We start from the raw sequence: 22,733 nt of genomic DNA, 5'->3' as shown, positions 1-22,733 counted from the left end.
ATCGCTCAACCAGAAAAGATCAGACATGGTCACCGCTCGTTTTCGAGCGGTGAATCACGAGCGCCCAACCAAATCAATGGGTCCTGAGCCTAGATCGCCCCCGCTTCGGAAAGCCGCGCGATCTCCTCCGCGGAATAGCCCAGCTCGCCCAGGATCGCGGCCGTGTCCGCGCCCGCCGGGCGCGGCGCGAAGGCATGGCGCGCGGGCGCGCCGTCGAGCAGGAACCCGGTCAGCGGCAGCACCGGACCGCCGGTTTCCGGCCGGGCGAAGCTTCCGCGGGCCGCGCGCTGGGGATCGGCCAGCGCCTCGGCGACGCTGCGCACCGGCGAGACCGGCACACGCGCAGCGCGAAGGATCCGCGCGATCTCGGCAATGCTGCGCGCGGCCACCATCGCCTCCAGCTCCGCCCGGTCGGCATCGCGGTGGCGCGCCGCCTCTTCGCGCGTGGCACGGACCAGATCCGGCCGCCCGAACGCCGCGAAGAGCCTTTGCTGCTGCGCCAGGTTGTTGGCCGCGATCGCCACCGGCCCGTCCTTGGCGCGGAAAAGGCCCTGCGCCACCCCGGGCAGCGCATGGCCCGTCGCCCTGGGTTCCGCCCCGCCATTGAGGTAGCCCGTCACCCCCGAGGCCATCAGGAGCGGCGCGACATCCGCCATCGCCAGGTCGATCTCCGCCCCCTCGCCGGTCCGCTCGCGCCGGAAGAGCGCCGCGGCGATGGCATAGGCCGCCATCATCCCGGTCGCGTAATCCACCGCCGGCACGCCCAGCCGCAAGGGCGAGGTCTTCGGCGTGCCGTTCATCGCCATCAGCCCCGAGGCCGCCTGCACGACCAGGTCGTAGCCCGTCTCGGGCCCGCGCGGCCCTTCCGCCCCGAAGGCCGAGATCGCGCAATGGATCAGCCGCGGGTTGTGCGCCCGCAGATCCGCCGCGCCGAGCCCCAGCGCCGCCAGCGCCCCGGGACGGAAGTTCTCGACGAAGACATCCGCCCCGGCGGCGAGCTGCAGCAGGATGGCGCGCCCGGCTGCCGTCTTGAGGTCCAGCGAGAGGCAGCGCTTGCCCGCGCCCTGGGTCTGGAAGGCGGTGCCGAGCCCTTCGGCATTCAGCGCCGGATCGGCGCCGGCAAAACGCGACTGGTCGGGATCTCCGGGCGCTTCGATCTTGATGACCTCGGCGCCCTGCATTGCCAGCTGGACCGTCGCGAAAGGCCCGGCCAGAACATGAGTCACGTCGAGCACCTTTATACCGCTGAAAACCTGCACCGGCCGAATCTCCTGTTTTTGTATTCAATATGGCTACAACTTCTCCGCCTTGATTTCATCATTTTGCCGAAGTTGGTATAAAATTTAATCATCACCGGCAAAAACCCGGATTTTTGGCTACAGAAATTTTGAATCGTGGACTCATGATCCCCGCGGATCTAGTCTTTGAATACAAATTGAAGAAAAATCCAACAGGAGTAGACTCGATGCGACCAATGCCGATGGCAGCGATCGGGACGGCGCTGGCGCTCTTTGCCGGAGCGGCCCTGGCCCAGGGAACGGGCGGAACCGCGATCTTCGTGCTGGGCAGCGACCCGTCCGGGCTGAACCGCAACCTCTCGACCAGCACCCCCGACGGGCTGGTCGCCTGCAAGGTCTACGAGGGGCTGGTAGACGTCACGCCCGAGGGCGACATCGTCCCCCGCCTGGCCGAGAGCTGGGAGATCAGCGAGGACGGGACGACCTACACCTTCCACCTCCGCGACGCGCGCTTCCATGACGGCACGCCCTTCACCTCGGCCGACGTGAAATACACCTACGAGGAGATCAGCGGCAAGTTCAGCTCGGTCTTCTCCGGCGCCGCGAAGGCGATCGAAAGCATCGACACCCCCGCCCCGGACGAGGTCGTGCTGCACCTGTCGAAGCCCTACGGGCCGCTCCTGCGCACGCTCAACTGCACCCAGGGCGCCGCGATCCTGCCGAAGCATCTCTACGAGGGCACCGACCCGGCGACGAACCCGGTGACCACCTCCGAGCCGGTCGGCACCGGCCCCTTCATGTTCGACGAATGGCGCCGCGGCCAGTATGTCAAGCTGGCGAAGAACCCCGACTACTGGGAGGAGGGCCTGCCCTATCTCGACGCGGTGATCGGCCAGGTGCTGCCGCAGGCCTCCTCGCGCACCCAGGCGCTGATGGCGGGCGAGGTCGACTACGTCAACTTCACCCTGCTGCCCTCGAATGACTACATGATGCTCGAGGGCAATCCGGGCTTCACGATGATCCCCTCGCCGGTCCCGGCGATCGACGTCATGCTGGCCAATACCCGCAATCCCGATCTCGCCGACCCCAAGGTGCGCCAGGCGATGATGATGGCGATCGACCGCAGCCAGCTGCTGGCCACGGCCTTCAACGGCATCGGTGCGGCGGCGACCATGCCCTTCACCAACCGCATGGGCTGGGCCGCGGATGCGGACACCGATTTCGACGCACTCTACCCCTATGACCCCGAGAAGGCGAATGCGCTGCTCGACGAGGCGGGCAAGGCGCGCGGCGCCGACGGCACCCGCTTCTCCCTCTCGGTGAAGTACTTCAGCACCGAAAGCGACTCGCAGCTCGAGGCGACGGCGCTGAAGGCGATGCTGCGCGAGGTCGGCATCGAGCTGGTGCTGGAGCCCGGCGAGCGGGTCAGCGTCATCCCGGCGGTCTTCACCAATTTCGACTACGACTTGGCGCTGGTGGCCTACAATTCCGGCGGCGACCCGGCGATCGGCCTGACCCGGATCTGGAGCAGCGCGACCGAGGGGCGGAATTTCGGCAACCCGACCGGCTATTCCAGCCCCGAGGTCGACGCGCTGTTCGAAGAGGGCCAGACCGCCACCGACCGCGCCACCCGCGGCAGGGCCTATGCCGAGGCGCAGCGCATCCTCGGCCGCGACCTGCCGGTGCTGACCCTGCACGAGCGCATCGCCCAGAGCGGCGTCTCCGCCAAGCTCCAGGGGCTCGAGGAGGAGTACTACCTGCCCTCCTTCCGCGCCGCCCGTTTCGCCGAATGATCCCGGTTCCGGCGGCCCCGCGGCTGCCGGAGCCCGCACGGGCGGCGCTCCGCCCATTCCCCGCCGGGAGCAGTCCCGGCCGGCCCGCAGCTCCGCGGGCGCTTCCAAGGAGATCCCCATGAAGGGCATCGTATTCACCGGCAACGAAACCACCGAACTGATGACGTTCCCCGATCCCGTGCCCGGACCGGACGAGGTGGTGCTGGAGATCAAGGCATCGGGCATGTGCGGCAGCGACCTCAACCTGTACCGCGGGCCCGAGGGGCTGCGGATGAAGATCGCCGCCGAGATCGGCTCCTCCTACCAGGGCGGCCCGGTCATCGCCGGGCACGAGCCCTGCGGCGTGGTGGTCGCCACCGGCGCCGGGGTCGATACCCGCAAGATCCCGGTCGGCCTGCGCGCCATGCAGCACCATTACGACGCCTGCGGCCATTGCGAGCACTGCAACGGCGGCTGGACCCAGCTCTGCCGCGAGCCGGGCGTGATGGAGAATTACGGCGCCACCCGGCATGGCGGCCACGCGCAGTACATGAAGGTGCCCGCCCATACCATCGTGCCGCTGCCCGAAGAGCTGTCCTTTAAGGCGGGCGCGACGATCTCCTGCGGCACCGGCACCGCCTGGGGCGCGCTCCAGCGGCTCGAGGTGAAGCCGGGCCAGAGCATTGCGATCTTCGGCCAGGGGCCGGTCGGGCTGTCGGCGACGCTGCTGGCGGCGCAGATGGGCGCGCGGGTGATCGCGCTCGACACCAATGCCGGCCGCCTGAAGGCCGCCGAGGGCTTCGGCGCGGCCGAGCTGCTGAACCCCGCGGAGCTCGAGGACACGGTGCAGGCGATCCGCGACCTGACCGGCGGGCTCGGCACCGATCTGGCGCTCGACGCCTCGGCCTCGCCGGTGGCGCGGCGGGACGCGGCGCGCTGCGTGCGGACCTGGGGCAAGGTCGCCTATGTCGGCATGGGCCGGGACGTGACCTTCGATGTCACCAACGACCTGATCCGCCGCCAGGTGACCGTCATGGGCTCCTGGACGATGTCGAAGGCCGGGCAGGCCGACTGCGCCGCCTTCATCGCCGAGCGCGGGCTCGATATCGACAGCGTCTTCACCCATGAATGGCAGCTGGAGGAGGCCGCGACCGCCTATTCGCTCTTCAGCCAGCAGAAGACCGGCAAAGCCGTCTTCCTGCTCTGACGGCCCGCCCTGCGCGTCCCGGAACCCGGGCCGCGCGCCCCGCCAGCCCTGCCGCCGCCCGCGCGGATGCGGCACCGCCCCTTTCCCGAAACGGACCTGCGCATGACAAGATTCATCCTCTCGCGCCTCGGCTATGCCATCCCCGTCGTGCTGGCGGTGCTGGTGACGAATTTCCTCCTCACCCGCCTGGTGCCCGGCGACCCGGTGACGGCGCTGATCGGCGACTTCCCGGCGCCGCCCGACTACGTCGCGCGGCTGCGCGCGGAATTCGGGCTCGACGAGTCGGTCTGGACCCAGCTCGGCCTCTACCTGCGCAACCTGGCGCAGGGCGAGCTGGGCTATTCCTTCTTCAACCGCCAGCCGGTGATCGACCTGATCGCCGAGCGCACGGTCAACACGCTGATCCTGATGGTGCCGGTGCTGGTGCTGTCCTCGGTGCTCGGCGTCCTTCTCGGCATGCTGGCCGCGGTGCAGAAGGTGCGCTGGATCGATGTCACGATCACCGCGCTCAGCCTCGGCGGCAAGTCGATCCCGATCTTCTGGTCGGGCCAGGTGCTGATCCTGCTGCTGGCCGTGCATTTCAAGCTGCTGCCCGCGCAGGGCATGCACTCGCTGCGCGGCGTCGAGCCGGGCTGGCCGGCCTTCGTCGACCTGGTGGAGCACTGGCTGATGCCCGGGCTGATCGCCACCGCCTTCAACATGGCCATCGTCGCCCGCGTGGCGCGGGTGAGCTTCAAGGAGGCGATGCTGGGCGACTACGTGACCACCGCCTCGGCCACCGGGCTGCCGCGCCGGACGATCCTCTTCGGCCATGTCCTGCCGAATGCGCTGATCCCCGTGGTCACCGTCATCGGCCACAACCTGACCAACCTGCTGACCGGCACGATCATGGTGGAGGCCGTCTTCGGCTGGCCCGGGATCGGCGAGCTCTTCATGTCCTCGATCGCCTCGCGCGACTACCCGGTGCTGCAGGGCATCTTCCTCGCGGTCGCGCTGGTGACCGTCCTTGCCAACCTTCTCACGGATATCCTCTATGCAGTCATCGATCCGCGCGTCCGCGACAGCTATGTCCGGGCCTGACCGCCGCCTGCGGAAGCTCCTCTCCTCGCCGCTGGCGCTGTTCAGCGGCGGCATCGTCATCCTGCTGCTGCTCTGCGCCGCGATCGGCCCGCTGATCTATGGCGGCCAGGCGCTGGAAATGTCCGCCGACCGGCTGGCCGGGCCCTCGGCGCAGGACTGGCTCGGTACCGACGAGCTCGGCCGCTCGGTTCTCGTGCAGATGATCCTCGGCAGCCGCACCTCGCTGTTCGTCGGGCTGGCCGCGGCGGTCTCCGCCACGGTGGCCGGCGCTCTGATCGGCGCCGTCTCGGGCTTCGGCGGGCGCGGGCTGGACAATTTCGTCATGCGGATCACCGAGATCTTCCAGGTGATGCCCTCCTTCGTGCTGGCGGCGGTGATCGTCGCGCTCTGGGGGCCGGGCATGGGCAAGATCGTGCTGGTGATCGCGCTGCTCTCCTGGCCGCAGACCGCGCGGATGATGCGCGGCGAGGTGCTGCGCATCCGCTCGCTCGACTACGTGGCGGCGGCGCAGTGCCTGGGCATGCGCCCCTGGGAGGTGCTTTGGCGCGAGGTCGTGCCGAATGCCATCGCCCCGGTCATCACGCTGGGCACGCTGATCGTCGGCCAGGCGATCCTGCTGGAGGCCGGGCTGGCCTTCTTCGGCCTCGGCAGCCCGGATGTCGCCAGCTGGGGCAAGATGCTGAATTCCGGCCAGCGGTTCTTCTACCAGGCCTGGTGGCTCTCGGTCTTCCCCGGCGTGGCGATCTTCGTCACCGTGCTGGCCTTCAACCTGGCGGGCGACAAGCTGGCCGAAGTCTTCAACCCGCGCTCGGAGCACTGACATGGCCACGCCCCTTCTCTCGATCTCGAACCTGTCGGTCAGCTTCGGCGGCGGCGCGGCCCCGGTGCGGGCGGTCAACGGCGTGTCGCTGTCGATCGCGCCGGGGGCGGCGGTGGCCGTCGTCGGCGAAAGCGGCTCGGGCAAGTCGACGCTGGCGCGCACCATCCTCGACCTTCTGCCCGCCGCCGGGCGGCCGCAGGTCGAGGGCCGCTTCGCCTTCGACGGGCAGGACTGCGACGCGGCCCGGCGGCGCAGCCTGCGCGGCCGCGAGGTGGCGATGGTGTTCCAGGATCCGCTGAGCTATCTCGACCCGCTGATGCGCGTCGGCCGCCAGATCGCCGAGGTGCTGGCGGTGCACGAGCCCGCCGCCGCCCCGGACCGGGTGGACGAACTGCTCGCCCAGGTGCAGCTGAAGCCCGGCATCGCCGCGGCCTTTCCGCACGAGCTGTCGGGCGGCATGCGCCAGCGGGTGATGATCGCCATGGCGCTGGCCTGCGGCGCGCGGCTCTTGATCGCCGACGAACCGACCACCGCGCTCGATGTCACCACCCAGGCCGAGATCCTGGCACTGATCTCGAAGCTGCGCGCCGAGACCGGCATGGCGCTCCTGCTGATCAGCCACGACCTGGGCGTGGTCTCGACCATGTGCGACGAGGTGCATGTGATGTATCGCGGCAAGGTGATCGAGGCCGGTCCGGTGGCGCAGGTCTTCGCCCATGCCGAGCATGACTACACCCGCAGCCTGATCGCGGCGGGCTCGGCGCGCAACGCCCCGGCCGGGCTGGCGGCGGACCCGGCCGAGCCGCCGGTGCTGAAGCTCGAGGGCATCCGCAAGAGCTATGGCAAGGGTCCCCACGCGGTCGAGGTGCTGCGCGGCAGCGGCATCGAGCTGCGCCGGGGCGAGACCCTGGCGCTGGTCGGCGAAAGCGGCTCGGGCAAGTCGACGCTGGCCAAGGTGGCGCTGTCGCTGGTGCGCCCCGATGCCGGCCGGCTGGAGCTGATGGGGCGCGACCTGCTGGCGATGTCCCCCGACGCGCTGCGCCGCGCCCGCACGGCGATGTACCCGGTCTTCCAGGACAGCTCCGAGGCGTTCAACCCGCGCCGTCCGGTCCTCGGCATCCTCGGCCAGGCGCTGGCCGTGGCGGGCGTGCCCCAGGCCGAACGCGAGGCACGCGCCATCGAGGTGCTGGAGCAGGTGCATCTGAGCCCGGGCGCCGCCTTCCTCCACCGCTACGCGCACGAGATGTCGGGCGGCCAGCGGCAGCGCCTGGCGATTGCCCGGGCGCTGGCCACGGGGGCGGAGGTGCTGGTCGCCGACGAGCCGCTCTCGGGCGCCGATGTCTCTATCCGCGACCGGGTCGTGGCGCTGCTGCGCGAGCTGCAGGCCCAGCGGCAGCTCGCCATCCTCTTCATCACCCATGACATCTGGCTGGCGCGCAGCTTCGCGCATCGCGTCGCGGTGATGTACAAGGGCGAGATCGTCGAGGAGGGCCCGGCGGGCGAGATCATCGACGCGCCGCGCCACCCCTATACGCAGCGGCTGGTCAGCGCCGCGCCGGTGGTGCGAGAGACCGGCCCGGCCGTGCCGGCCTGACCTTCCCTCCCGTCCCGGCCCCGGGGCGGGAGCTCAGATCGCCTGCGGCGCGAAATCCGCCGCCGCCACCGGCATTACCCCCTGCAGCAGCGCCACGGATTTCTCCAGCCCTTCGAGCGAGTTCAGGAGCACGTCCTCGTGCTCGATCGACAGCCAGCCGTCATAGCCCGCCATCTTCAGCCGGTAGCAGAACTGCCGCCACCATTGCTCGCCATGGCCGAAGCCCAGCGTGATATAGCTCCAGCTGCGCGCCGGGATGTCCATCAGCGATCCGGTCTCCAGCAGCGAGCCCACCGCCTGCACCGGCGCATTCAGGAACGTGTCCTTGGCATGGACATGGTAGATCGCGCCGCCGAGCGCCTCTGCCGCGGCCAGCGGATCGGCCCCCATCCAGAAGAGATGCGAAGGATCGAGATTGGCGCCGATCACCGGCCCGACGGCCTCGCGCAGCCTCAGGAGCGTCGGCACGTTGTAGACGCACTGGCTGCCATGCAGCTCCAGCGCGATCTGGCCGACGCCGCACTCCGCCGCCAGCGCGGCGATCCGGGTCCAGTAGGGCACCAGCTTCTCCTCCCACTGGTAGCGCAGGATCTCCTGCGTCTCGGGCGGCCAGGAGGCCACCACCCAGTTCGGCATCAGGTCGCCCTCGCGGCCCGCGGGCAGGCCCGACATGGTGCAGACCTTGCCGATCCCCATTTCGCCTGCCAGCCGGATCGTGTCCTCGAGGCAGGCCCCCTGCTGCGGCTGGGTCGGGTGCAGCGGGTTGCCATTGGCATTGAGCGAGATGATCTCCAGCCCGCGATCCGCCATCTGCCGGGCGACGTCCTTCTGCGCTGCCTTGCAGCCCAGCAGGCCCTTCAGGTCGAGATGCGGCGCGGTCGACCAGCCGCCGGTATTGATCTCGAGCCCCGAGACGCCCAGGCGCTGCGCGTGCTCCAGCACCTCGGAGAAGCCGAGGCTGCCGAGGCTGTCGGTGACGAAGCCTAGTTTCATGCGATGTTCCTTCAGGAATAGAAGTCGGGTTTCGCCATCATCGCGACGGCGGCGCGCTGCCCGGAGCGCAGCGCCGCCACCCCGGCCTCGCCCGCGACCGCGGCGGCATAGCCGTCCCAGGCGCTGGCGGCGATCTCCGAGGGCCGGCCGGTCGCGGCGAAATCGAGGAAGGCGCGGTTCTGCAGCCGGTAGGCCTCGGCATAGCGGCGGCGCCAGTCGGCGGCATAGCGTTCGGCATGGGCCAGCTGGCTGTTGTAGGTCGCGTAGACCGGCGCGCTCATCATCACGCTGCCCGCCTCGCCGACCAGCTCGCCGCGCACGTCGTAGCCATAGGCGGCGTTGTTGTTGATCTCGATCGTGGCGAGCTGCCCGTCCGCGGTCTCCAGCACCATGACGACCGGCGCCACCATGTCGTCCGAGCGCTCCGGCTGGAAAGCCGAGACCGAGACATAATCGGTGCCGAGGACGAAGCGGATCACGTCGAATTCGTGCGAGGCCGAGTTGGTGATCGCCATCGGCCCGGTGAACCAGCTGCCGGGGCTGTCCACGTTGCGGTGGAAATTGTGCATCATCAGCGCCCGGCCGATGCCGCCCGGGCCGCGCGCGGCCCTCATCTCGGCATAGGAGGGATCGAAGCGGCGCATGAAGCCGAGCTGCACCAGCCGCCGCCCGGCCGCCATCTCCGCCTCCATCACCTCGACGCAGGCGGCGGGCGAGGACGAGAGCGGCTTCTCGCAGAGCACCGGCTTGCCGGCGGCGATGCAGGCGAGGCTCAGCGGCGCATGGGTCTCGTCGGGGCTGGCGATCAGCACCGCGTCCACGTCCTTCCGCGCGATCACCGCCTCCGGATCCGTGGCCATGTCCGCGGCGCCATGCGCCTCCGCCACGGCCTTCGCGCGCTCCGCGGAGGCGTCGCAGATCACCTGCAGCGCGGCGCCCGGCAGCTCTTCGGCGACGATCCTGGCATGGTCGGCGCCCATGATCCCGGCGCCGATGATGGCAAGTCTGAGTGTCATGTCGGGGTCTTTCTAGCGTTTGAGGGCCCAGGCGCGCAGCTTGCGGTCGCCGAGGGCGGCAAGGACGACGATCAGCCCGAGGAGCAGCATGAACCATTGCGGGCGCACGCCCATCACCACGAGGTAGGACTGGATGGAGCTGAGCACGAAGGCCCCCATGACGGCGCCGGCCAGCGAGATCCGCCCGCCCGCCAGAAGGCAGCCGCCGAGCACGCAGGAGGCGATCGCCTGCAGCTCCATCAGCCGGCCCATGGAGCCGTCGGCAAAGCCGAGCTTGCCGGCCTCGAGCGTGCCGCCCAATGCGGCGAGCGCGCCGCAGAGGATGAAGGCGCGGAGCTTCACCCGGTCGACGCGGACGCCGCGGGAATGGGCCGAGGCCGCGGAGCCTCCGACCGCCAGCAGCCGGTTGCCGAAGGGCATCAGCTTCAGCATCGCGGTCAGCACGACCAGCGCCGCCGCCAGCCAGAAGACGCCGGTATTGAACATGCCGACGCTGTCGCCGCCGAAGGCCGTGTACATGACGCCCGAGCGCATCTTGTAGGGCACGGAGAAGCTGAACCCGTCGGTCAGCGCGATAGCGATGCCGCGGAAGATCATCAGGCTGCCCAGCGTGATGATCAGCGACGGCGTCCCCGTCCGCGTCACCAGAAGCCCGTTGAAGGCGCCGATGGCGGCGCCGACGGCGACCGAGGCCAGCGCGGCCAGCGGCGGGTCGATCTGCTGCACCAGCGCCAGGTAGGTCAGCGCCCCCATGCCGAAGGTCGAGCCGACGGAGATGTCGATTTCCCCGGTGCCGATCACCAGCGCCACGCCGAGCGACATCAGCCCGAGCGTCGCGGTGACCTGCAGGATCGTCCCTATGTTGTAGGCATTGGCCCAGCGGCCGTCCGAGGTCGCCGAGAAGACGAGGATCAGCAGGGCGGCGATCAGGAAGATGCCGATCTCGGCATGGCGGCTGACGGTCTTCTTGAAGCCCTCGACGGACATCGCCCTCCCTTTCGGCGGTTCGCGGCGCGGCTTGGCGCCCGCGGCGGCTGCGGCGACCATTACGCGGCCCCCCGCTTCTCGACCTTGCGGCCGCCCTGGCGGATCACCTCCTCCAGCTCCTCGGCGGTCATGTCGGTGGTCTTGGCATCGGCGACCTTCTCGCCGTTCTCCATGATGACGATCCGGTCGGCGAGCTTGTGGACCTGGAAGATGTCATGGGTGATGTAGATCACCAGCAGCCCCTGCTCCTTCAGCTGGACGGCCAGCTCGTTGACATGCTCGCGCTCGCGCACGGAGAGGTGGTTGGTCGGCTCGTCCATGATGACGACGCGGTTCATGAACTCCACCGCGCGGCCGATCTTGACCGACTGCCGCTCGCCGCCCGAGAGGCGCTCCACCTCGTCATCGGCGCTGACATTGTCGCGCAGGCCGAATTCGCGGATCACCTTGCGGCTCTCGCCGCGCATCTTGGCGAAGTCGAGGAACGGGATGCCGAGGATCTTCTTCACCGGCTCGCGGCCGAGATAGAAGTTCCGCGCGATCGAGAGGTTGTCGCAGAGCCCCACCGACTGCTGGATCGTCTCGATGCCGTTGTCGATGGCGAGCTTGGGGTGGAACTCCTTCACCCGGGCGCCGTCGAACCAGACCTCGCCCTTGGTCGGCTTGTGGATGCCGCAGAGCACGCGGATCAGCGTGGTCTTGCCCGCGCCGTTGTCGCCGACGAGCCCGACCAGCTCGCCCGCGTCGAAATCGACCGAGACGTCCTTCAGCGCGTGGAAGGCGCCGAAATAGAGGTCCAGGTTCTTCACCGAAATCAGGGGATGTGCCATGGCGTCCTTCCTCCCTCAGACGCTGTGCCCGGCCATGCGGGCGAGTTTCTGGTTGAAGATGACGGCCACGATCAGGACGACACCCACGAAGGTGATGAACCACGAGCTCGGCGCGCCGAGGGCGATCAGCTCGTAGCGGAAGCTGGTGATGATGAAGGCGCCGAGCACCGCGCCGGTCAGCGAGCCGCGCCCGCCCGACAGCAGGCAGCCGCCGATCACCGCGGCCGAGATCGCCTCCAGCTCCATCAGGTCGCCGATGGTGACATGGGTCTGCGGCTGGTCGGCCAGCGTCAGGATCCCGGCGAAGCCCGCCAGCACTGAGCAGAGCATGAAGGTGACGATCTTCACCCGCCCGGTCAGCACGCCGCGGCTGTCGGCGCTTTCCGCGCTGCCGCCCGTGGCCAGAACGTGGTTGCCGAAGCGCGTCGCCCAGAGCACCAGGTTCAGCATCGCGGCCACGGCCAGCATCCAGAAGACCGCGGCCTCCAGGCCGAGGATCTCGCCGCCGAAGAGCCGGGTGACAAAGGCGTTGCGCGCCTCTTCGGGGAAGGCCTTCACCGAGCCGCCGGTCCAGACATAGATGATGCCGCGCACGGTGAAGAGCCCGCCCAGCGTGACGATCATCGAGGGCAGCCCGCCGCGGACCACGGCATAGCCCTGCAGCACCCCGATGGCGGCGGCGATCATGAGCGCGGCGAGGATGGCCCCCGCGACGCCGAGCGCGGGCTGCAGCATGATGAAGGCGATGCCCGCCAGCCCGTAGACCGAGCCGACCGACAGGTCGATCTCCTTCGTCATGATGACCAGCGCCTGGCCCATGGCGAGGATGCCGAGGATGGCGGTGTAGTGGATCACGTTCGACATGGTCTGGGCGGTCCACCAGCCCGAGGCGTCGATCAGCGAGAAGACGGCCAGCATCAGGACGACGCCGATCACGGCGCCGAACCCCTGGCCCTTGACGAGATGTTTCATAGCAGGTCCTGGCTTTGGCGGTAAGGGCAGACCGCCCCGGGGGAAGAGGCCGGGACGGTCCGGTTCAGGGCGCCCCGCGCAGGGCGGGCCGCTCTGGCGGGAGCCTTACCAGGTGTTCTGCTCGTCATAGACATCGCCGAAGACCTTGCGGACCATGGTCTCCCAGTGGTCGATCGCGTCGGCGGTGATGACCGTCGGGCCGGTGAGGATGTCGGACTGGGGGGTGTAGCCCAGCTCGTGGTACCAGTAGAGCCACTCCATCGGCGCATAGCCCTGCAGCCAGAAGCCCTGGCTCGAGGAGGCCAGCACATGGCCCGCCTTGATCCCTTCGAGCGCGGCCGGAGAGGCGTCGACGGTGATGATCGTCATCCCCTTGTCGTCGACATCGGGGTCGAGCCCCATGTCATTGGCCACGCCCCAGGCCCAGGGCGCCGACCAGGGCGCGACGGTGAAGATGTAGTTGGTGTCGGGATTGGCCTGCAGGTAGGACTGCATCGTGTTGCGCGCCGTTGCCGGTTCCGCGCCGATGAACAGCTCCTCGAACTCGGCGCCCGCCGCCTCCATGACCTCCTTCATGCCGGCGCAGCGCGCCTTCAGCCCCTGGTGGGCGCTGTCATGGCTGGCGCAGACGACGCGTTCGGGCATCGGGATCTCGCCCGCCTCGGCCTGTTCCAGCGCGTATTTGCCCAGCTCCTGCCCGGTCAGGTACTCGTCGCCGCCGACATAGGTCAGATAGGGGATGCGCTCGTCCTTCGGCCGCGGATCGGCGATGTTGAAGGCGACGACCGGGATGCCGGACTCGATGGCCTTGCGCAGCGGGCCCTCCAGCGCGTCGGAAGAGACGATCGGCACCGCGATCCCGTCGGGCCGCGTGGCGATCGCCTGTTCCAGCAGCCGCACGAGCTCCTGGATGGAATACTGGTTGGTGGAGATGTACTCGGTCTGGACGTTCGGATAGCGCTTGGTGAACTCGTCCATCGACAGCGTCAGCCAGGCCATGTTCGGGTCGTTCGAGCCGATATGCGACACCATCACGAAACGGTAGCTGTCATCGCTTTCCTGCGCCGCGGCCAGGCTGCCGGACAGCGCCGTGGTCGCCAGGACGGCTGCCGCCGCCAGCGGTTTTGCAATTTTCATTGTTTCCTCCTCCAAGGTCGTGCAATTATCGTTGCAGAATGGAGGCCGGTCGGAAAGAGGGTTGAGCCGGAATTCCTGATGTGCTTCCCATCAATTTGTGCTGCAGCCGCGAGAAATGGCGCCTTTCGCAGCAATTGACGGCGTGTCTGATCAGTGGATGATGGGTAGGCCATCAATTCCGGGAGCCTGCCATGACCAGCGAGAATGCCCGCCCGGGCTGGAAGACGCCGACCATCCAGGCCATTGCCGATGTCGCGGGGGTCGGCCCCGCCACGGTCGACCGGGTGCTAAACAACCGCGAGGGCGTCCGCGCGAAGACCCGCCAGCGGGTGCTCGCCGCGCTCGAGAAGCTCCGCGACGAGGCCGGGGCCCCGGCCGCCAGGTTGGAGCTGCGGCTGTTCTGCGATTCCGGCGAGAGCTTCAACGCCGCGATGCAGGCCGCGGTCGCTGCCGCCAATGGCCGGCTGCCGGGCATCTTCATCCGCGACCATTACGAGCGCACAAGCCAGACCGACCCGATGGCGCTGGCCCGCGAGATCGCCGAGCATGGCGCCGCGGCGCAGGGCGCCATCGTCATCGCCCGCGAGCATCCGGCGATCAACCGCGCCATCCGCAAGCTGGAAAGCTGCGGCGTGCCGGTGGTCTGCCTGACCAGCGACCTGCCCTCGTCGCGCCGCAGCGCCTATATCGGCAATGACCAGTACGCCGCGGGCTCCGTCGCCGGTCTGCTGATCGGCAGCGCGCTGGAAAAGCGCGAGGGGCAGCGGATCCTGCTGGTCATGAGCGAGCCCTTCCGCTGCCAGCAGGAGCGCGAGATGGGCTTCCGCCGGGCTCTGCGCAACGACTTCCCCTATCTCAGGATCGAGGAGCGGGTCATCGTCGACGACGATCCGGACAATTCCTGGGCCCATGTCCGCCAGTATATCGACACCGCCGGGCCGCCCGCGGCGATCTACAATGTCGCCGGCGCCAATCGCGGCGTCGCCCGCGCGCTGAAGGATATCGGCCGCGCCGAGGAGACGATGTTCGTCGGCCACGAGCTGACCCGCAACTCCCGCATCCTGCTGGAGGAGAAGGTGATGGACTATGTCATCTCGCATGACGTCGCCGCCGAGGTGGCCAGTGCCGCGGGCTGGATCCGCGACTGGCACCAGGGGCTGCGGACCGAGCCGCCCTTCACCCCGATCCTGCTGCACACGCGCTACAATTGCGGCTTGTGACCGCGGCGGAGTCAGCCGTTCCGCCCGCCAAGGATCTCCGCCAGCGCGGCGCAGAGCGCGTCGATCTCCGCTTCGGTGGTGAGATAGGAGACGGTGGCGCGGGCCACCCCGTCGAGCCCGCGCGCCGCCATGTCGAGCGGGGTATAGGCCGGGCCGTTCGCGCCGATGGCGATGCCGCGCGCCGCCAGCCGGTCGCGCAGCGCCGCGGGCGGCAGGGCCCCGGCGCGGAAGGCCACGAGCCCCGACAGCTCCGGCCCGCCCCGGTCGAGAAGCGCGATCCCCGGCAGCGCGCCGAGCCGCGCCCGCAAGAGCCCCGCCATGCCGGCGACCCGCGCCCGGATGCGCGCCGTCCCGAGCTCCGTCGCCAGTTCCAGCGCCGCGGCCAGCCCGGCCATCAGCACGGCAGAGACCTCGGCGCCCTCGAAGCGCCGGGCATCCTCGCGCGGCACGGCCACGCCCCCGGCGATCGGCGCCGATCCGGTATCGGCCCAGGGCGGGACGAGCCCGGCGGCAAAGCCCTGCCGCAGATAGAGCAGCGCCGTGCCGCGCGGCCCGCGCAGGTGCTTGCGCGCGGTCCCGGCCAGCATGTCGCAGCCGATCTCGCCGACATCGACCGGCAGCTGCCCCAGCGCCTGGGCCGCATCGACGAGGAAAGGGACCCCGGCGGCGCGGGCGATCCGGCCGATCCCCGCCGCGTCGTCGATCAGCCCGCCATTGCAGGGCAGCCAGGTCAGGCAGATCAGCCGCACCCGGCCGTCGATCTGCGCGGCCAGCGCCTCCAGATCGGCGCGGCCGTCCTCGCCTGCCGGGATCTGCGCGATCTGTGCCCCGCAACGCGCGGCCAGCAGCTGCAGCGTCGCCAGGTTGCCGCCCCATTCCTGTCGCGAGACCAGGATCCGGTCGCCCGCGGCGAAGGGCGGCAGCGAGGCGACCGCCATTCCCCAGGCCGCGCCGCCGCCCGGGGCGATTGCGATCTCCGCCGCCGAACAGCCGAGCAGCCCCGCCGCCAGGCTCCGCGCCCGCTCCCGCGCCGCCGCGCCCTCCGCCGCGGCCTCCATCGGGCCCTCTGCCGCCTCGCGCTCCATCTGACGGGCCATCGCCTCGAGCACGGAGGCGGGCGGCAGGCCGGCGCCCGCCTGGTTGAAATGGACGAGTTTTGCGCAGGCGGGCGTCGCGGCGCGCAGGGCGGCGATGTCGAGCGGCGCGGTCATGGCTGCACCAGCGCGACCGTGGCTTCGATCTCGACGCAGGCGCCGCCGGGCAGCGCGGCGACGCCGACCGCCGCGCGGGCATGGCGCCCGGCCGGGCCGAAGACCGCGGCGATCAGATCCGAGGCGGCGTCGGCGACGAAGGGCTGGCGGGTGAAATCCGGCGCGGAGGCGACGAAGACGCCGAGCCGGACGACCTGGGCGACGGCCGCGATCTCGCCCCCGGTCGCCGCGGCGATCTGCGCGAGGACGTTGAGCGCGGAGACCTCGGCGGCCGCCCGGCCCTCTTCCGCGGTGGCGCTGCCGCCGACCGTGCCGGCCAGCATCTCGCCAGAGGGCAGCCGGCTGACCTGGCCCGAAATGACCAGGAGCCCGCCCATCCGCTGATAGGCGACGTAATTGGCCGCGGGCGCGGGCGCCTCCGGCAGGCGGTGGCCGAGCCCGGCGAGTTTTTCGGCGATCGACATGGCACGCTCCCTGGTGATGCGCCTCCGGGATAGGCGCCCCGGTGCAGCGGCGCCAATTCAAACTGGCGGAGTTGCAATCTATCTGGTGAATGGCATGCTGGCGGCCAGACACATCCGCCCGGAGACCGGCCCTGCGATCCTCCCCGACCCTGCCCCCGCTCGACTCGCTGCGCGCCTTCCTCGCGGTCGCGCGCCGCGGCGGCTTCGGCAAGGCGGGCGAGGAGCTGCTGATCTCGCAGAGCACGGTCAGCCACCATATCCGCAAGCTCGAGGAGATGCTCGGCCGGCCGCTCTTCCACCGCCATGCGAAGTCTGTCTCGCTGACCGCAGACGGCGCGCGGCTTCTCGAGGCGGCGGAGCGGGGCTTTGCGCTGATCGAGGCGGCCGCGGCGGAGATCCGGCGGCCGGAGACGGCGGGGCCGCTGCGGGTCAGCCTGCTGCCCTCCTTCGCCGCCAACTGGCTAATCGCCCGGCTGGGCCGCTTCCGCGACGCGCCCGGCGGAGCGGAGGTGCAGCTCGATCCGACGCTGGATCTGGCCGGGATCGACGAGGGCGAGGCCGATCTGGCGATCCGCTATGGCGCGCGGCCCGAAGGGCGCGGGGTGCGGCTCCTCTTCGCCGAGGCGCTCTGCCCGGCGGCGGCGCCGGGCTATGCCGGGCCCGCGATCCGGGAGCCGCGCGACGTGCTCGCGCATCCGCTGCTCGACAGCCGCGGCAGCCGCGACTGGCGGATCTGGTTCGAGGCCCAGGGGCTCGACCTCGCGGAGGGGCGGTTCTTCCAGCTGAAGGACTACAATCTGGTGCTCGAGGCGATGGCCTCGGGCCAGGGGATCGGCATGGCGCGGATGCGGCTGATCGGCGAGCAGATCGCGGCGGGGCGGGTGCGGCCCTGCCTTGCCGGGGCGGTCTCGACGGAGGAGGCGGCGCATTGGCTGATCCTGCCCGGAAGCGGCGCGCGCCACCCGGCGGCGGCGGCTTTCGCCGACTGGATCCTCGCGGAGACCGCAGGGCAGCGCGGCTGAGCCGGGGAGGCGCCGGATCGGGTCCGGCGCGGGACGGCGCCCGGATCAGTCCGCGGGATAGGCGCCGGCGCCGAGCGCCACCTGCCCCGTCGCCCATTCCACCGCCAGGTTGCGCACCGAGCCCGCCAGGCTGAGCCGGGCATTGGCCAGCGTCTGCTCGTCGTCGATCAGGTCGCCGAGCTCGAGCGAGCCCAGCTCGTAGGCGCGGCGCGACATCGCCGCGGCCTCCGTGTAGGAGGCGACCGAGGTCTCGCGCAGCGCGGCCTCCCGGCGCAGGCGCAGCCATTTGCTTTCGGCGGCCTGCACGTCCTCGACCGCGCCGAGAATGGCGGCGCGCCAGTCGAGCTCGGCCTGCTTCGCCTGCGAGATCGCCTGGTCGCGATTGGCCCGCAGCCGCGGCTGCGACAGCACCGGCAGCGAGAGCGACGGGCCGAAGCTCCAGCTGGTGCCCGAGGAGTCGACCACCGAGCCCGAGAGCGTGATCGAGGGCAGGAGCTCGGCCTCGGCGACGCCGATATCGGCGGTGGCGGCGACCAGCGCCTGCTCGGCCGCGCGCACATCGGGGCGGTTGCGCAGAAGCTCGGCGGGGACGCCCGCCGAGAGCCCGCCGCGTGCCCGGGGCTGCGCCGCGCCGGGCTCCATCTGCCGGATCAGCGGCTCGGACGGCTCGCCGAGCAGCGTGGCGATGGCGTAGATCTGCGTCAGGAAGCTCGATTCCAGCCCGGGAAGCTCGGCCTCGGCGCCGTTCAGCGAGGCCTCCGCCTGGATCTGGTCGTAGCGCGTCGCCGAGCCCGCGTCGACCTTGGCCCGCGTCATCGCCAGCGTCTCGCGGCGCAGCGCGATGTCCTGCCGGGTCAGCGCCAGCGACTCCTGGTAGTAGCGCGCGTCGATATAGGCGCCGGCCAGCGCCGAGAGATAGGCCAGCCGCACCGTGCCCTCGTCGGCCTTCGCCGCTGCCAGATCGGCCGCCGCCGACTGCGCGCCGCGCCGGATGCCGCCGAAGAGATCGAGCGCGAGGCTCGCCGAGAGCGAGCCGCTGCCGGTGTCGCTGACGGCAAGCCCGTCGCCGCCCGAGCGGGTATAGGAGCCCCCCGCATCGCCCGAGACCGCCGCCGCCCCGCCGGTCGCGCGCAGCGCCGCCTCGGAGGCGCGGATCCGCTCCAGCGCGCCGGCGATGTCGAGATTCTGCTTCAGCCCGCGGGCCACGAGCTGGTCGAGCATCGCGTCGTCGTAGGATTCCCACCACTTGCGCGCCGCCACCTCGCCGATCGGACTGCTGCCGCCCTCGGCATAGCCCGCGGGCAGGGCGACCTCGGGGCGGACATAGTCCGGCCCGACGGGCGCGCAGCCGGCGGCGAGAAGGGCGAGGCAGATCAGGGAGGATCTCATGGCGGACTCCGGTCGGACGCAGGGAAGGAGGAGGATCGCGGGGCGCACCGGTCAGTCCCGGCTCAGCGCGGCCACCGGGTCGAGCCGGGCGGCGGAGCGGGCGGGCAGGTAGCCGAAGGTGATGCCGATCGCGGTGGAGGAGAGGAAGGCGGCGGCGACCGAGAGCATCGAGAAGCTCAGCCGCAGATCCGAGGCCAGCGCCGCGGCCGCGTAGCCGCCGCCGAAAGCCAGCGCGATGCCGAGGAGCCCGCCGACGAGGCAGACCAGCACCGCCTCGATCAGGAACTGCGCGACGATGTCGGAGCGCCGCGCGCCGATGGCGATGCGCACGCCGATCTCGCGCGTGCGCTCGGTCACCGAGACCAGCATGATGTTCATCACGCCGATGCCGCCCACCACCAGCGAGATCACCGCGATCGCCGCGATCAGCAGCGTCATGGTGCGGGTGGTCGAGGTCAGCGTCTCGCGGATCGTGTCGCTGTTCTGCAGGAAGAAGTCCTGGGTGCCGTGGCGCTGCAGCAGGAGCGCGGTGATCGCCTCCTGCGCGCGGGCCATGTCATAGCCGTCGGCGACCTGCACGGTGATGCTGTCGAGATAGCGCTGCCCCGAGACCCGGCCCATGACGGTGGTGTAGGGCAGCCAGACATTGAGCGACTCGGGGCCGAAGCTGGCGCCCGAGGCGCGCACCACGCCGATGATGCGCACCGGCACATTGCCCAGCCGCAGGGTCTGGCCGACCGGGCTGGCGCCGTCGCCGAAGAAGGTTTCGGCGGTGTCCTCGTCGATCACCGCCGCCTGGCTGAGCCCGGTGATGTCCGAGGCATCGAACAGGCTGCCCGAGACGGTCTCGTAGGAGCGCAGGCGGAAGAAGTCGTTGTTCACGCCGCTGATCGAGACCGTCGCCTCGGTGCTGCCGCGGCTGCCGGTGGCGCTTGCCGAGACCGCGGGCGAGACGCCGAGCGCATAGTCCTCGGCGGCGATCGCCTTGGCGTCGGAGGCCACCAGCGTCTGGATCCGCGCGGCATGGCGGGCGCCGAAGCCCGCGCCCGCGCGCACGGTGATGGTGTTGGTGCCGAGCGAGGAGATGTTCTCCAGCACCTTCTCCTGGCTTCCCGCGCCAAGCGCAACGACCAGCACCACCGAAGCGATGCCGATGATGATCCCCAGCATGGTCAGGAAACTGCGCATCCGGTGGGCGATCATCGCCCCGAGCGCCATCCGCGCAGCCTCGCCCATCCGCATTAGCCCGGCCAGCGCGGCGCGGCGGCGCGGCTCCGGCGCGGCGGCGGCGGCAGGCCCGGCGGCCGGGCCGCTATCGGCGGTGATCCGGCCGTCGCTGATCTCGATCGTGCGATGGGCATGGGCGGCGACCTTCGGGTCATGGGTCACCATGATGATCGTGTGGCCCTGCCGGTTCAGCTCCAGGAGCAGCGCCATCAGCTCCTCGCCGCTCTTGGTGTCGAGCGCGCCGGTGGGCTCGTCGGCCAGGATCACCTCGCCGCCATTCATCAGCGCCCGCGCCACCGAGACCCGCTGCTGCTGCCCGCCCGAAAGCTCGGAGGGCCGGTGGTCGAGCCGCGTGCCGAGCCCGAGCCGCGCCAGCAGGTCCCGCGCGCGCGACCGCCGCGCCTCGCGCGGCTCGCCGGCATAGATCGCGGGCACCTCGACATTTCCGACCGCGTCGAGATCGCCGAGCAGCTGGTAGCGCTGGAAGATGAAGCCGAAATGCTCGCGCCGCAGCCGGGCCTGCGCCTCGGCCCCGAGCGCGCCGACATCCTGGCCGCGGAACAGGTAGCGCCCGCCCGAGGGCCGGTCGAGGCAGCCCAGGATGTTCATCAGCGTGGTCTTGCCCGAGCCCGAGCTGCCGATGATCGCCACCAGCTCGCCGGGAAAGATGTCGAGATCGACGCCGTGGAGGACGCGGACGGTCTCGCGCCCGGCCTCGAAGCTGCGGGAGACGTCCCGCACCGAGATCAGCGGTTCCTGCATCTGGGTCGCTCCGGCTCAGAACATCGGCGGCGGGCGCATCCGGCCGCCGCTCTGGCTCGCGGCCGCGGGCGCCGCCAGCTGGCTGCCGGTCACGACCATCTCGCCCTCTTCCAGCCCGTCGCGGATCTCGGCGGTCACCTTGTCGTCGAGCCCGACCGTCACCCGGCGCGGCCGGGCGCGGCCGGCGGCGGGATCGAAGACCTGCACCATCTGCCCGTCCGGCCCCTCGGACAGCGCCGCGGCCGGAACGGTCAGCACATCCTCGGCGCTGCCCAGCACGATCGAGACCTCGGCGGTCATGCCGATGCGCAGCCGCCCGTCGGCATTATCCACCGCCAGGAGCGCGTTGTAGTAGATCGCGCTGTCGCTATCGATCGTGTCGCTGTCGGCGATCTCCTCGGGGGCGGGCTCGATCTCCTGCACCGTCGCCTCGAAGGGCGCCTCGGGCGCGCCGAGCGTCGTGAAGCGCGCCGCCTGGCCCGGGCCGACCTTCATCACGTCGGCCTCCGAGACCTCGGCCTTGACCACCATGGTCGACAGGTCGGCGATCTTGACGATGGTCGGCGCGGATTGCGCGGCATTGACGGTCTGGCCCTGCTTGACCACCACCGCCACCACCGTGCCCGCGATCGGCGAGGTGATCCGCGTCCGCTCGAGCGCCACCCGCGCGGTCGAGACCGTTACCTCGGCACTGGATTTCTGCGCCTCGAGCGCGTCGAGCTCGGCCTCGTAGACCCGCACATCGGCGGTCGCGCTCTCGATGTCCTCGTCGGTGGCGTAATCCGTCGCGCGCAGCTTCTCGAGCCGCGCCAGCGACTCCTCCGCCCGGTCGAGCGAGGCCCGCGTCGAGGCGATCTGCGCGGCGATATTGGCCAGCGAGGCCTCGGCCTGCAGCACCTCGTTCTCCTGGTCCTGGCTGTCGATCCGGGCGATCAGCGCGCCTTCCTCGACGGTATCGCCAAGCGCCACGGCCAGGGTCTCCACCTGGCCCGAGACCCGGGCGCCGACGCTGACGAGCTGGCTGGCTTCCAGCATCCCCGAGGCGAGCACCGTCTGCGACACCGTCCCGCGCGCGACGCGGGCAAGCTGCGGCGGCGCCTCCGCCGGTCCTTCGGCGCGGAACTGCCAGGCGGCGGCCCCGGCCAGCGCGGCAAAGAGCGCCGCGGCCAGGAGGAGCTTGGAGGTCTTCATCGGGGCTATCCTTTCACGGGCCCGGGCAGGAGGACGCCGCCCCCTGCCCGGACTTCCGGCCGTCTCCGGCTCAGTTCAACAGCGCGCTGGCCAGGCCGACGATGGTAAGCACGTTCAGCGTCTTGCTGTCGACGAGCACCACACGGCCGTCAAGTTCGCGGTATTCCTGGCCTTTCGGCGGCGATTTCAGCTTGGGATGGCCGGCCTGCGGCACCGCCTTGCCGTTGCGCGCGCTGTCGCCGACTTTCGGGCCGGCCTTGGCCGCGCTCTTGCCAGCCTGGGGCTGGGCCTGCGCATGCTGCTGGCTCTTGCCCTGCGACGGGGACTGGGCCTGGGCCTGGGCGGGCTTGGCCTGGGGCTGGGCCTTCTGGCCGCCCTGGGTCTGGACGCATCCCTGCTGTCCCTGGGTGCAGGTCTGTTTCTGCTGCTGTGCGTTTGCCACCGGGGCGAGGGCGAGGAGGAGGGCCGTCGAAGCGGCGGCCAGGAGGGGGAAGCGGCGGATCATGCTATGTCCTTTGCCTGTCTTGCGATGCTGCGATCGCTCTGGTCTCAACGCAGGGCGGTGGCCGCCCCGTCGCATCTCTTTGCCAGGACGTCGCGG

20 protein-coding genes are annotated in these 22,733 nt (G+C 70.5%); 7 read left to right on the top strand and 13 right to left on the bottom strand.

The genetic code is table 11. The features are described 5' to 3' along the window. Positions 1-89 precede the first annotated feature (89 nt). A complete protein-coding gene (locus FGX59_RS32000) occupies positions 90-1,235 on the bottom strand; it encodes a CaiB/BaiF CoA-transferase family protein (RefSeq protein ID WP_255471658.1) in 1,146 nt (381 codons plus the stop codon). A gap of 230 nt (positions 1,236-1,465) precedes the next feature. On the opposite strand from FGX59_RS32000, the gene FGX59_RS31995 reads away from it, so the two are divergent. From FGX59_RS31995 to FGX59_RS31975, 5 genes are all read left to right on the top strand, one after another. After that, positions 1,466-3,031 (top strand): ABC transporter substrate-binding protein, encoded by a 1,566-nt coding sequence (locus FGX59_RS31995; protein WP_171060924.1) that lies wholly within the window; start codon positions 1,466-1,468, stop codon positions 3,029-3,031. A 118-nt stretch (positions 3,032-3,149) separates the two neighbouring features. Next, complete coding sequence (locus FGX59_RS31990) at positions 3,150-4,217, top strand: zinc-binding dehydrogenase (protein WP_138472046.1); 1,068 nt, start codon at positions 3,150-3,152, stop codon at positions 4,215-4,217. Between the two features lie 102 nt (positions 4,218-4,319). Continuing rightward, positions 4,320-5,297 carry an ABC transporter permease gene (locus tag FGX59_RS31985; protein WP_138472044.1) on the top strand — a complete coding sequence of 326 codons (978 nt, stop codon included), beginning with the start codon at positions 4,320-4,322 and terminating at the stop codon, positions 5,295-5,297. Then, positions 5,284-6,117 carry an ABC transporter permease gene (locus tag FGX59_RS31980; protein ID WP_171060926.1) on the top strand — a complete coding sequence of 278 codons (834 nt, stop codon included), beginning with the start codon at positions 5,284-5,286 and terminating at the stop codon, positions 6,115-6,117. Before FGX59_RS31985 ends, FGX59_RS31980 begins: the two co-directional genes overlap by 14 nt. A gap of 1 nt (position 6,118) precedes the next feature. Next, the gene (locus FGX59_RS31975; RefSeq protein WP_138472040.1) at positions 6,119-7,711 is read left to right on the top strand and encodes an ABC transporter ATP-binding protein; all 1,593 of its coding nucleotides are present in this window, start codon (positions 6,119-6,121) and stop codon (positions 7,709-7,711) included. Positions 7,712-7,744: 33 nt separating this feature from the next. Here the strand turns inward: FGX59_RS31975 and FGX59_RS31970 are convergent, their stop codons facing one another. From FGX59_RS31970 to FGX59_RS31945, 6 genes are all read right to left on the bottom strand, one after another. Further along, entirely contained in the window at positions 7,745-8,704 is a 960-nt protein-coding gene (locus FGX59_RS31970; protein WP_138472038.1) for a sugar phosphate isomerase/epimerase, read from the bottom strand. An 11-nt stretch (positions 8,705-8,715) separates the two neighbouring features. Then, positions 8,716-9,720: a Gfo/Idh/MocA family oxidoreductase gene (locus tag FGX59_RS31965; RefSeq protein ID WP_138472036.1), complete on the bottom strand. Its 1,005-nt coding sequence runs from the start codon at positions 9,718-9,720 to the stop codon at positions 8,716-8,718. A 12-nt stretch (positions 9,721-9,732) separates the two neighbouring features. Continuing rightward, on the bottom strand, positions 9,733-10,767 hold the full coding sequence (locus tag FGX59_RS31960) for an ABC transporter permease (RefSeq protein WP_240722817.1): 1,035 nt from the start codon (positions 10,765-10,767) through the stop codon (positions 9,733-9,735). Then, entirely contained in the window at positions 10,767-11,537 is a 771-nt protein-coding gene (locus FGX59_RS31955) for an ATP-binding cassette domain-containing protein (RefSeq protein WP_138472034.1), read from the bottom strand. The genes FGX59_RS31960 and FGX59_RS31955 overlap by 1 nt, the downstream gene beginning before the upstream one ends. A gap of 15 nt (positions 11,538-11,552) precedes the next feature. Continuing rightward, positions 11,553-12,509 carry an ABC transporter permease gene (locus FGX59_RS31950; protein ID WP_138472032.1) on the bottom strand — a complete coding sequence of 319 codons (957 nt, stop codon included), beginning with the start codon at positions 12,507-12,509 and terminating at the stop codon, positions 11,553-11,555. 105 nt (positions 12,510-12,614) lie between these two features. After that, a complete protein-coding gene (locus tag FGX59_RS31945; protein WP_138472030.1) occupies positions 12,615-13,646 on the bottom strand; it encodes a sugar ABC transporter substrate-binding protein in 1,032 nt (343 codons plus the stop codon). Positions 13,647-13,837: 191 nt separating this feature from the next. Here FGX59_RS31945 and FGX59_RS31940 point away from each other — a divergent pair, with 191 nt between their 5' ends. Then, positions 13,838-14,866, top strand: coding sequence for a LacI family DNA-binding transcriptional regulator (locus FGX59_RS31940; RefSeq protein ID WP_138472029.1), 1,029 nt, complete (start codon positions 13,838-13,840; stop codon positions 14,864-14,866). An 11-nt stretch (positions 14,867-14,877) separates the two neighbouring features. Here the strand turns inward: FGX59_RS31940 and FGX59_RS31935 are convergent, their stop codons facing one another. Next, positions 14,878-16,077 (bottom strand): aminotransferase class V-fold PLP-dependent enzyme, encoded by a 1,200-nt coding sequence (locus FGX59_RS31935; protein ID WP_138472027.1) that lies wholly within the window; start codon positions 16,075-16,077, stop codon positions 14,878-14,880. Then, the gene (locus FGX59_RS31930; protein ID WP_138472024.1) at positions 16,074-16,541 is read right to left on the bottom strand and encodes a RidA family protein; all 468 of its coding nucleotides are present in this window, start codon (positions 16,539-16,541) and stop codon (positions 16,074-16,076) included. Before FGX59_RS31930 ends, FGX59_RS31935 begins: the two co-directional genes overlap by 4 nt. Positions 16,542-16,630: 89 nt before the next feature. Here FGX59_RS31930 and FGX59_RS31925 point away from each other — a divergent pair, with 89 nt between their 5' ends. Further along, entirely contained in the window at positions 16,631-17,563 is a 933-nt protein-coding gene (locus FGX59_RS31925) for a LysR substrate-binding domain-containing protein (RefSeq protein WP_138472022.1), read from the top strand. A 45-nt stretch (positions 17,564-17,608) separates the two neighbouring features. On the opposite strand, the gene FGX59_RS31920 is transcribed toward FGX59_RS31925, so the two are convergent. The 4 genes from FGX59_RS31920 to FGX59_RS37865 all read right to left on the bottom strand — a co-directional run bounded on the left by FGX59_RS31920 (position 17,609) and on the right by FGX59_RS37865 (position 22,637). Further along, positions 17,609-18,952 carry an efflux transporter outer membrane subunit gene (locus FGX59_RS31920; protein WP_138472020.1) on the bottom strand — a complete coding sequence of 448 codons (1,344 nt, stop codon included), beginning with the start codon at positions 18,950-18,952 and terminating at the stop codon, positions 17,609-17,611. A gap of 51 nt (positions 18,953-19,003) precedes the next feature. Further along, on the bottom strand, positions 19,004-20,941 hold the full coding sequence (locus tag FGX59_RS31915) for a MacB family efflux pump subunit (RefSeq protein ID WP_138472018.1): 1,938 nt from the start codon (positions 20,939-20,941) through the stop codon (positions 19,004-19,006). Between the two features lie 15 nt (positions 20,942-20,956). Further along, on the bottom strand, positions 20,957-22,132 hold the full coding sequence (locus tag FGX59_RS31910) for an efflux RND transporter periplasmic adaptor subunit (protein ID WP_138472016.1): 1,176 nt from the start codon (positions 22,130-22,132) through the stop codon (positions 20,957-20,959). Positions 22,133-22,202: 70 nt separating this feature from the next. Further along, positions 22,203-22,637 carry a hypothetical protein gene (locus FGX59_RS37865; protein ID WP_171060923.1) on the bottom strand — a complete coding sequence of 145 codons (435 nt, stop codon included), beginning with the start codon at positions 22,635-22,637 and terminating at the stop codon, positions 22,203-22,205. Positions 22,638-22,733: the final 96 nt, after the last annotated feature.

Origin of the sequence: Poseidonocella sp. HB161398 (genome assembly GCF_005870025.1) — a bacterium.
In the GTDB taxonomy this organism is placed as follows: domain Bacteria; phylum Pseudomonadota; class Alphaproteobacteria; order Rhodobacterales; family Rhodobacteraceae; genus Mangrovicoccus.
This window is presented reverse-complemented; position numbering and strand designations above follow the sequence as displayed.

Excerpts from the sequence above, each read along its gene's own strand:
- FGX59_RS31915 (WP_138472018.1), bottom strand. The coding sequence starts at position 20,941 with ATGCAGGAACCGCTGATCTCGGTGCGGGACGTCTCCCGCAGCTTCGAG.
- FGX59_RS31980 (WP_171060926.1), top strand. The coding sequence starts at position 5,284 with ATGTCCGGGCCTGACCGCCGCCTGCGGAAGCTCCTCTCCTCGCCGCTG.
- FGX59_RS31990 (WP_138472046.1), top strand. The coding sequence starts at position 3,150 with ATGAAGGGCATCGTATTCACCGGCAACGAAACCACCGAACTGATGACG.
- FGX59_RS31975 (WP_138472040.1), top strand. The coding sequence starts at position 6,119 with ATGGCCACGCCCCTTCTCTCGATCTCGAACCTGTCGGTCAGCTTCGGC.
- FGX59_RS31925 (WP_138472022.1), top strand. The coding sequence starts at position 16,631 with ATGGCATGCTGGCGGCCAGACACATCCGCCCGGAGACCGGCCCTGCGA.
- FGX59_RS37865 (WP_171060923.1), bottom strand. The coding sequence starts at position 22,637 with ATGATCCGCCGCTTCCCCCTCCTGGCCGCCGCTTCGACGGCCCTCCTC.
- FGX59_RS31920 (WP_138472020.1), bottom strand. The coding sequence starts at position 18,952 with ATGAGATCCTCCCTGATCTGCCTCGCCCTTCTCGCCGCCGGCTGCGCG.
- FGX59_RS31930 (WP_138472024.1), bottom strand. The coding sequence starts at position 16,541 with ATGTCGATCGCCGAAAAACTCGCCGGGCTCGGCCACCGCCTGCCGGAG.
- FGX59_RS31945 (WP_138472030.1), bottom strand. The coding sequence starts at position 13,646 with ATGAAAATTGCAAAACCGCTGGCGGCGGCAGCCGTCCTGGCGACCACG.
- FGX59_RS31955 (WP_138472034.1), bottom strand. The coding sequence starts at position 11,537 with ATGGCACATCCCCTGATTTCGGTGAAGAACCTGGACCTCTATTTCGGC.
- FGX59_RS31995 (WP_171060924.1), top strand. The coding sequence starts at position 1,466 with ATGCGACCAATGCCGATGGCAGCGATCGGGACGGCGCTGGCGCTCTTT.
- FGX59_RS31960 (WP_240722817.1), bottom strand. The coding sequence starts at position 10,767 with ATGGTCGCCGCAGCCGCCGCGGGCGCCAAGCCGCGCCGCGAACCGCCG.
- FGX59_RS31940 (WP_138472029.1), top strand. The coding sequence starts at position 13,838 with ATGACCAGCGAGAATGCCCGCCCGGGCTGGAAGACGCCGACCATCCAG.
- FGX59_RS31985 (WP_138472044.1), top strand. The coding sequence starts at position 4,320 with ATGACAAGATTCATCCTCTCGCGCCTCGGCTATGCCATCCCCGTCGTG.
- FGX59_RS31970 (WP_138472038.1), bottom strand. The coding sequence starts at position 8,704 with ATGAAACTAGGCTTCGTCACCGACAGCCTCGGCAGCCTCGGCTTCTCC.
- FGX59_RS31965 (WP_138472036.1), bottom strand. The coding sequence starts at position 9,720 with ATGACACTCAGACTTGCCATCATCGGCGCCGGGATCATGGGCGCCGAC.
- FGX59_RS31950 (WP_138472032.1), bottom strand. The coding sequence starts at position 12,509 with ATGAAACATCTCGTCAAGGGCCAGGGGTTCGGCGCCGTGATCGGCGTC.
- FGX59_RS31935 (WP_138472027.1), bottom strand. The coding sequence starts at position 16,077 with ATGACCGCGCCGCTCGACATCGCCGCCCTGCGCGCCGCGACGCCCGCC.
- FGX59_RS31910 (WP_138472016.1), bottom strand. The coding sequence starts at position 22,132 with ATGAAGACCTCCAAGCTCCTCCTGGCCGCGGCGCTCTTTGCCGCGCTG.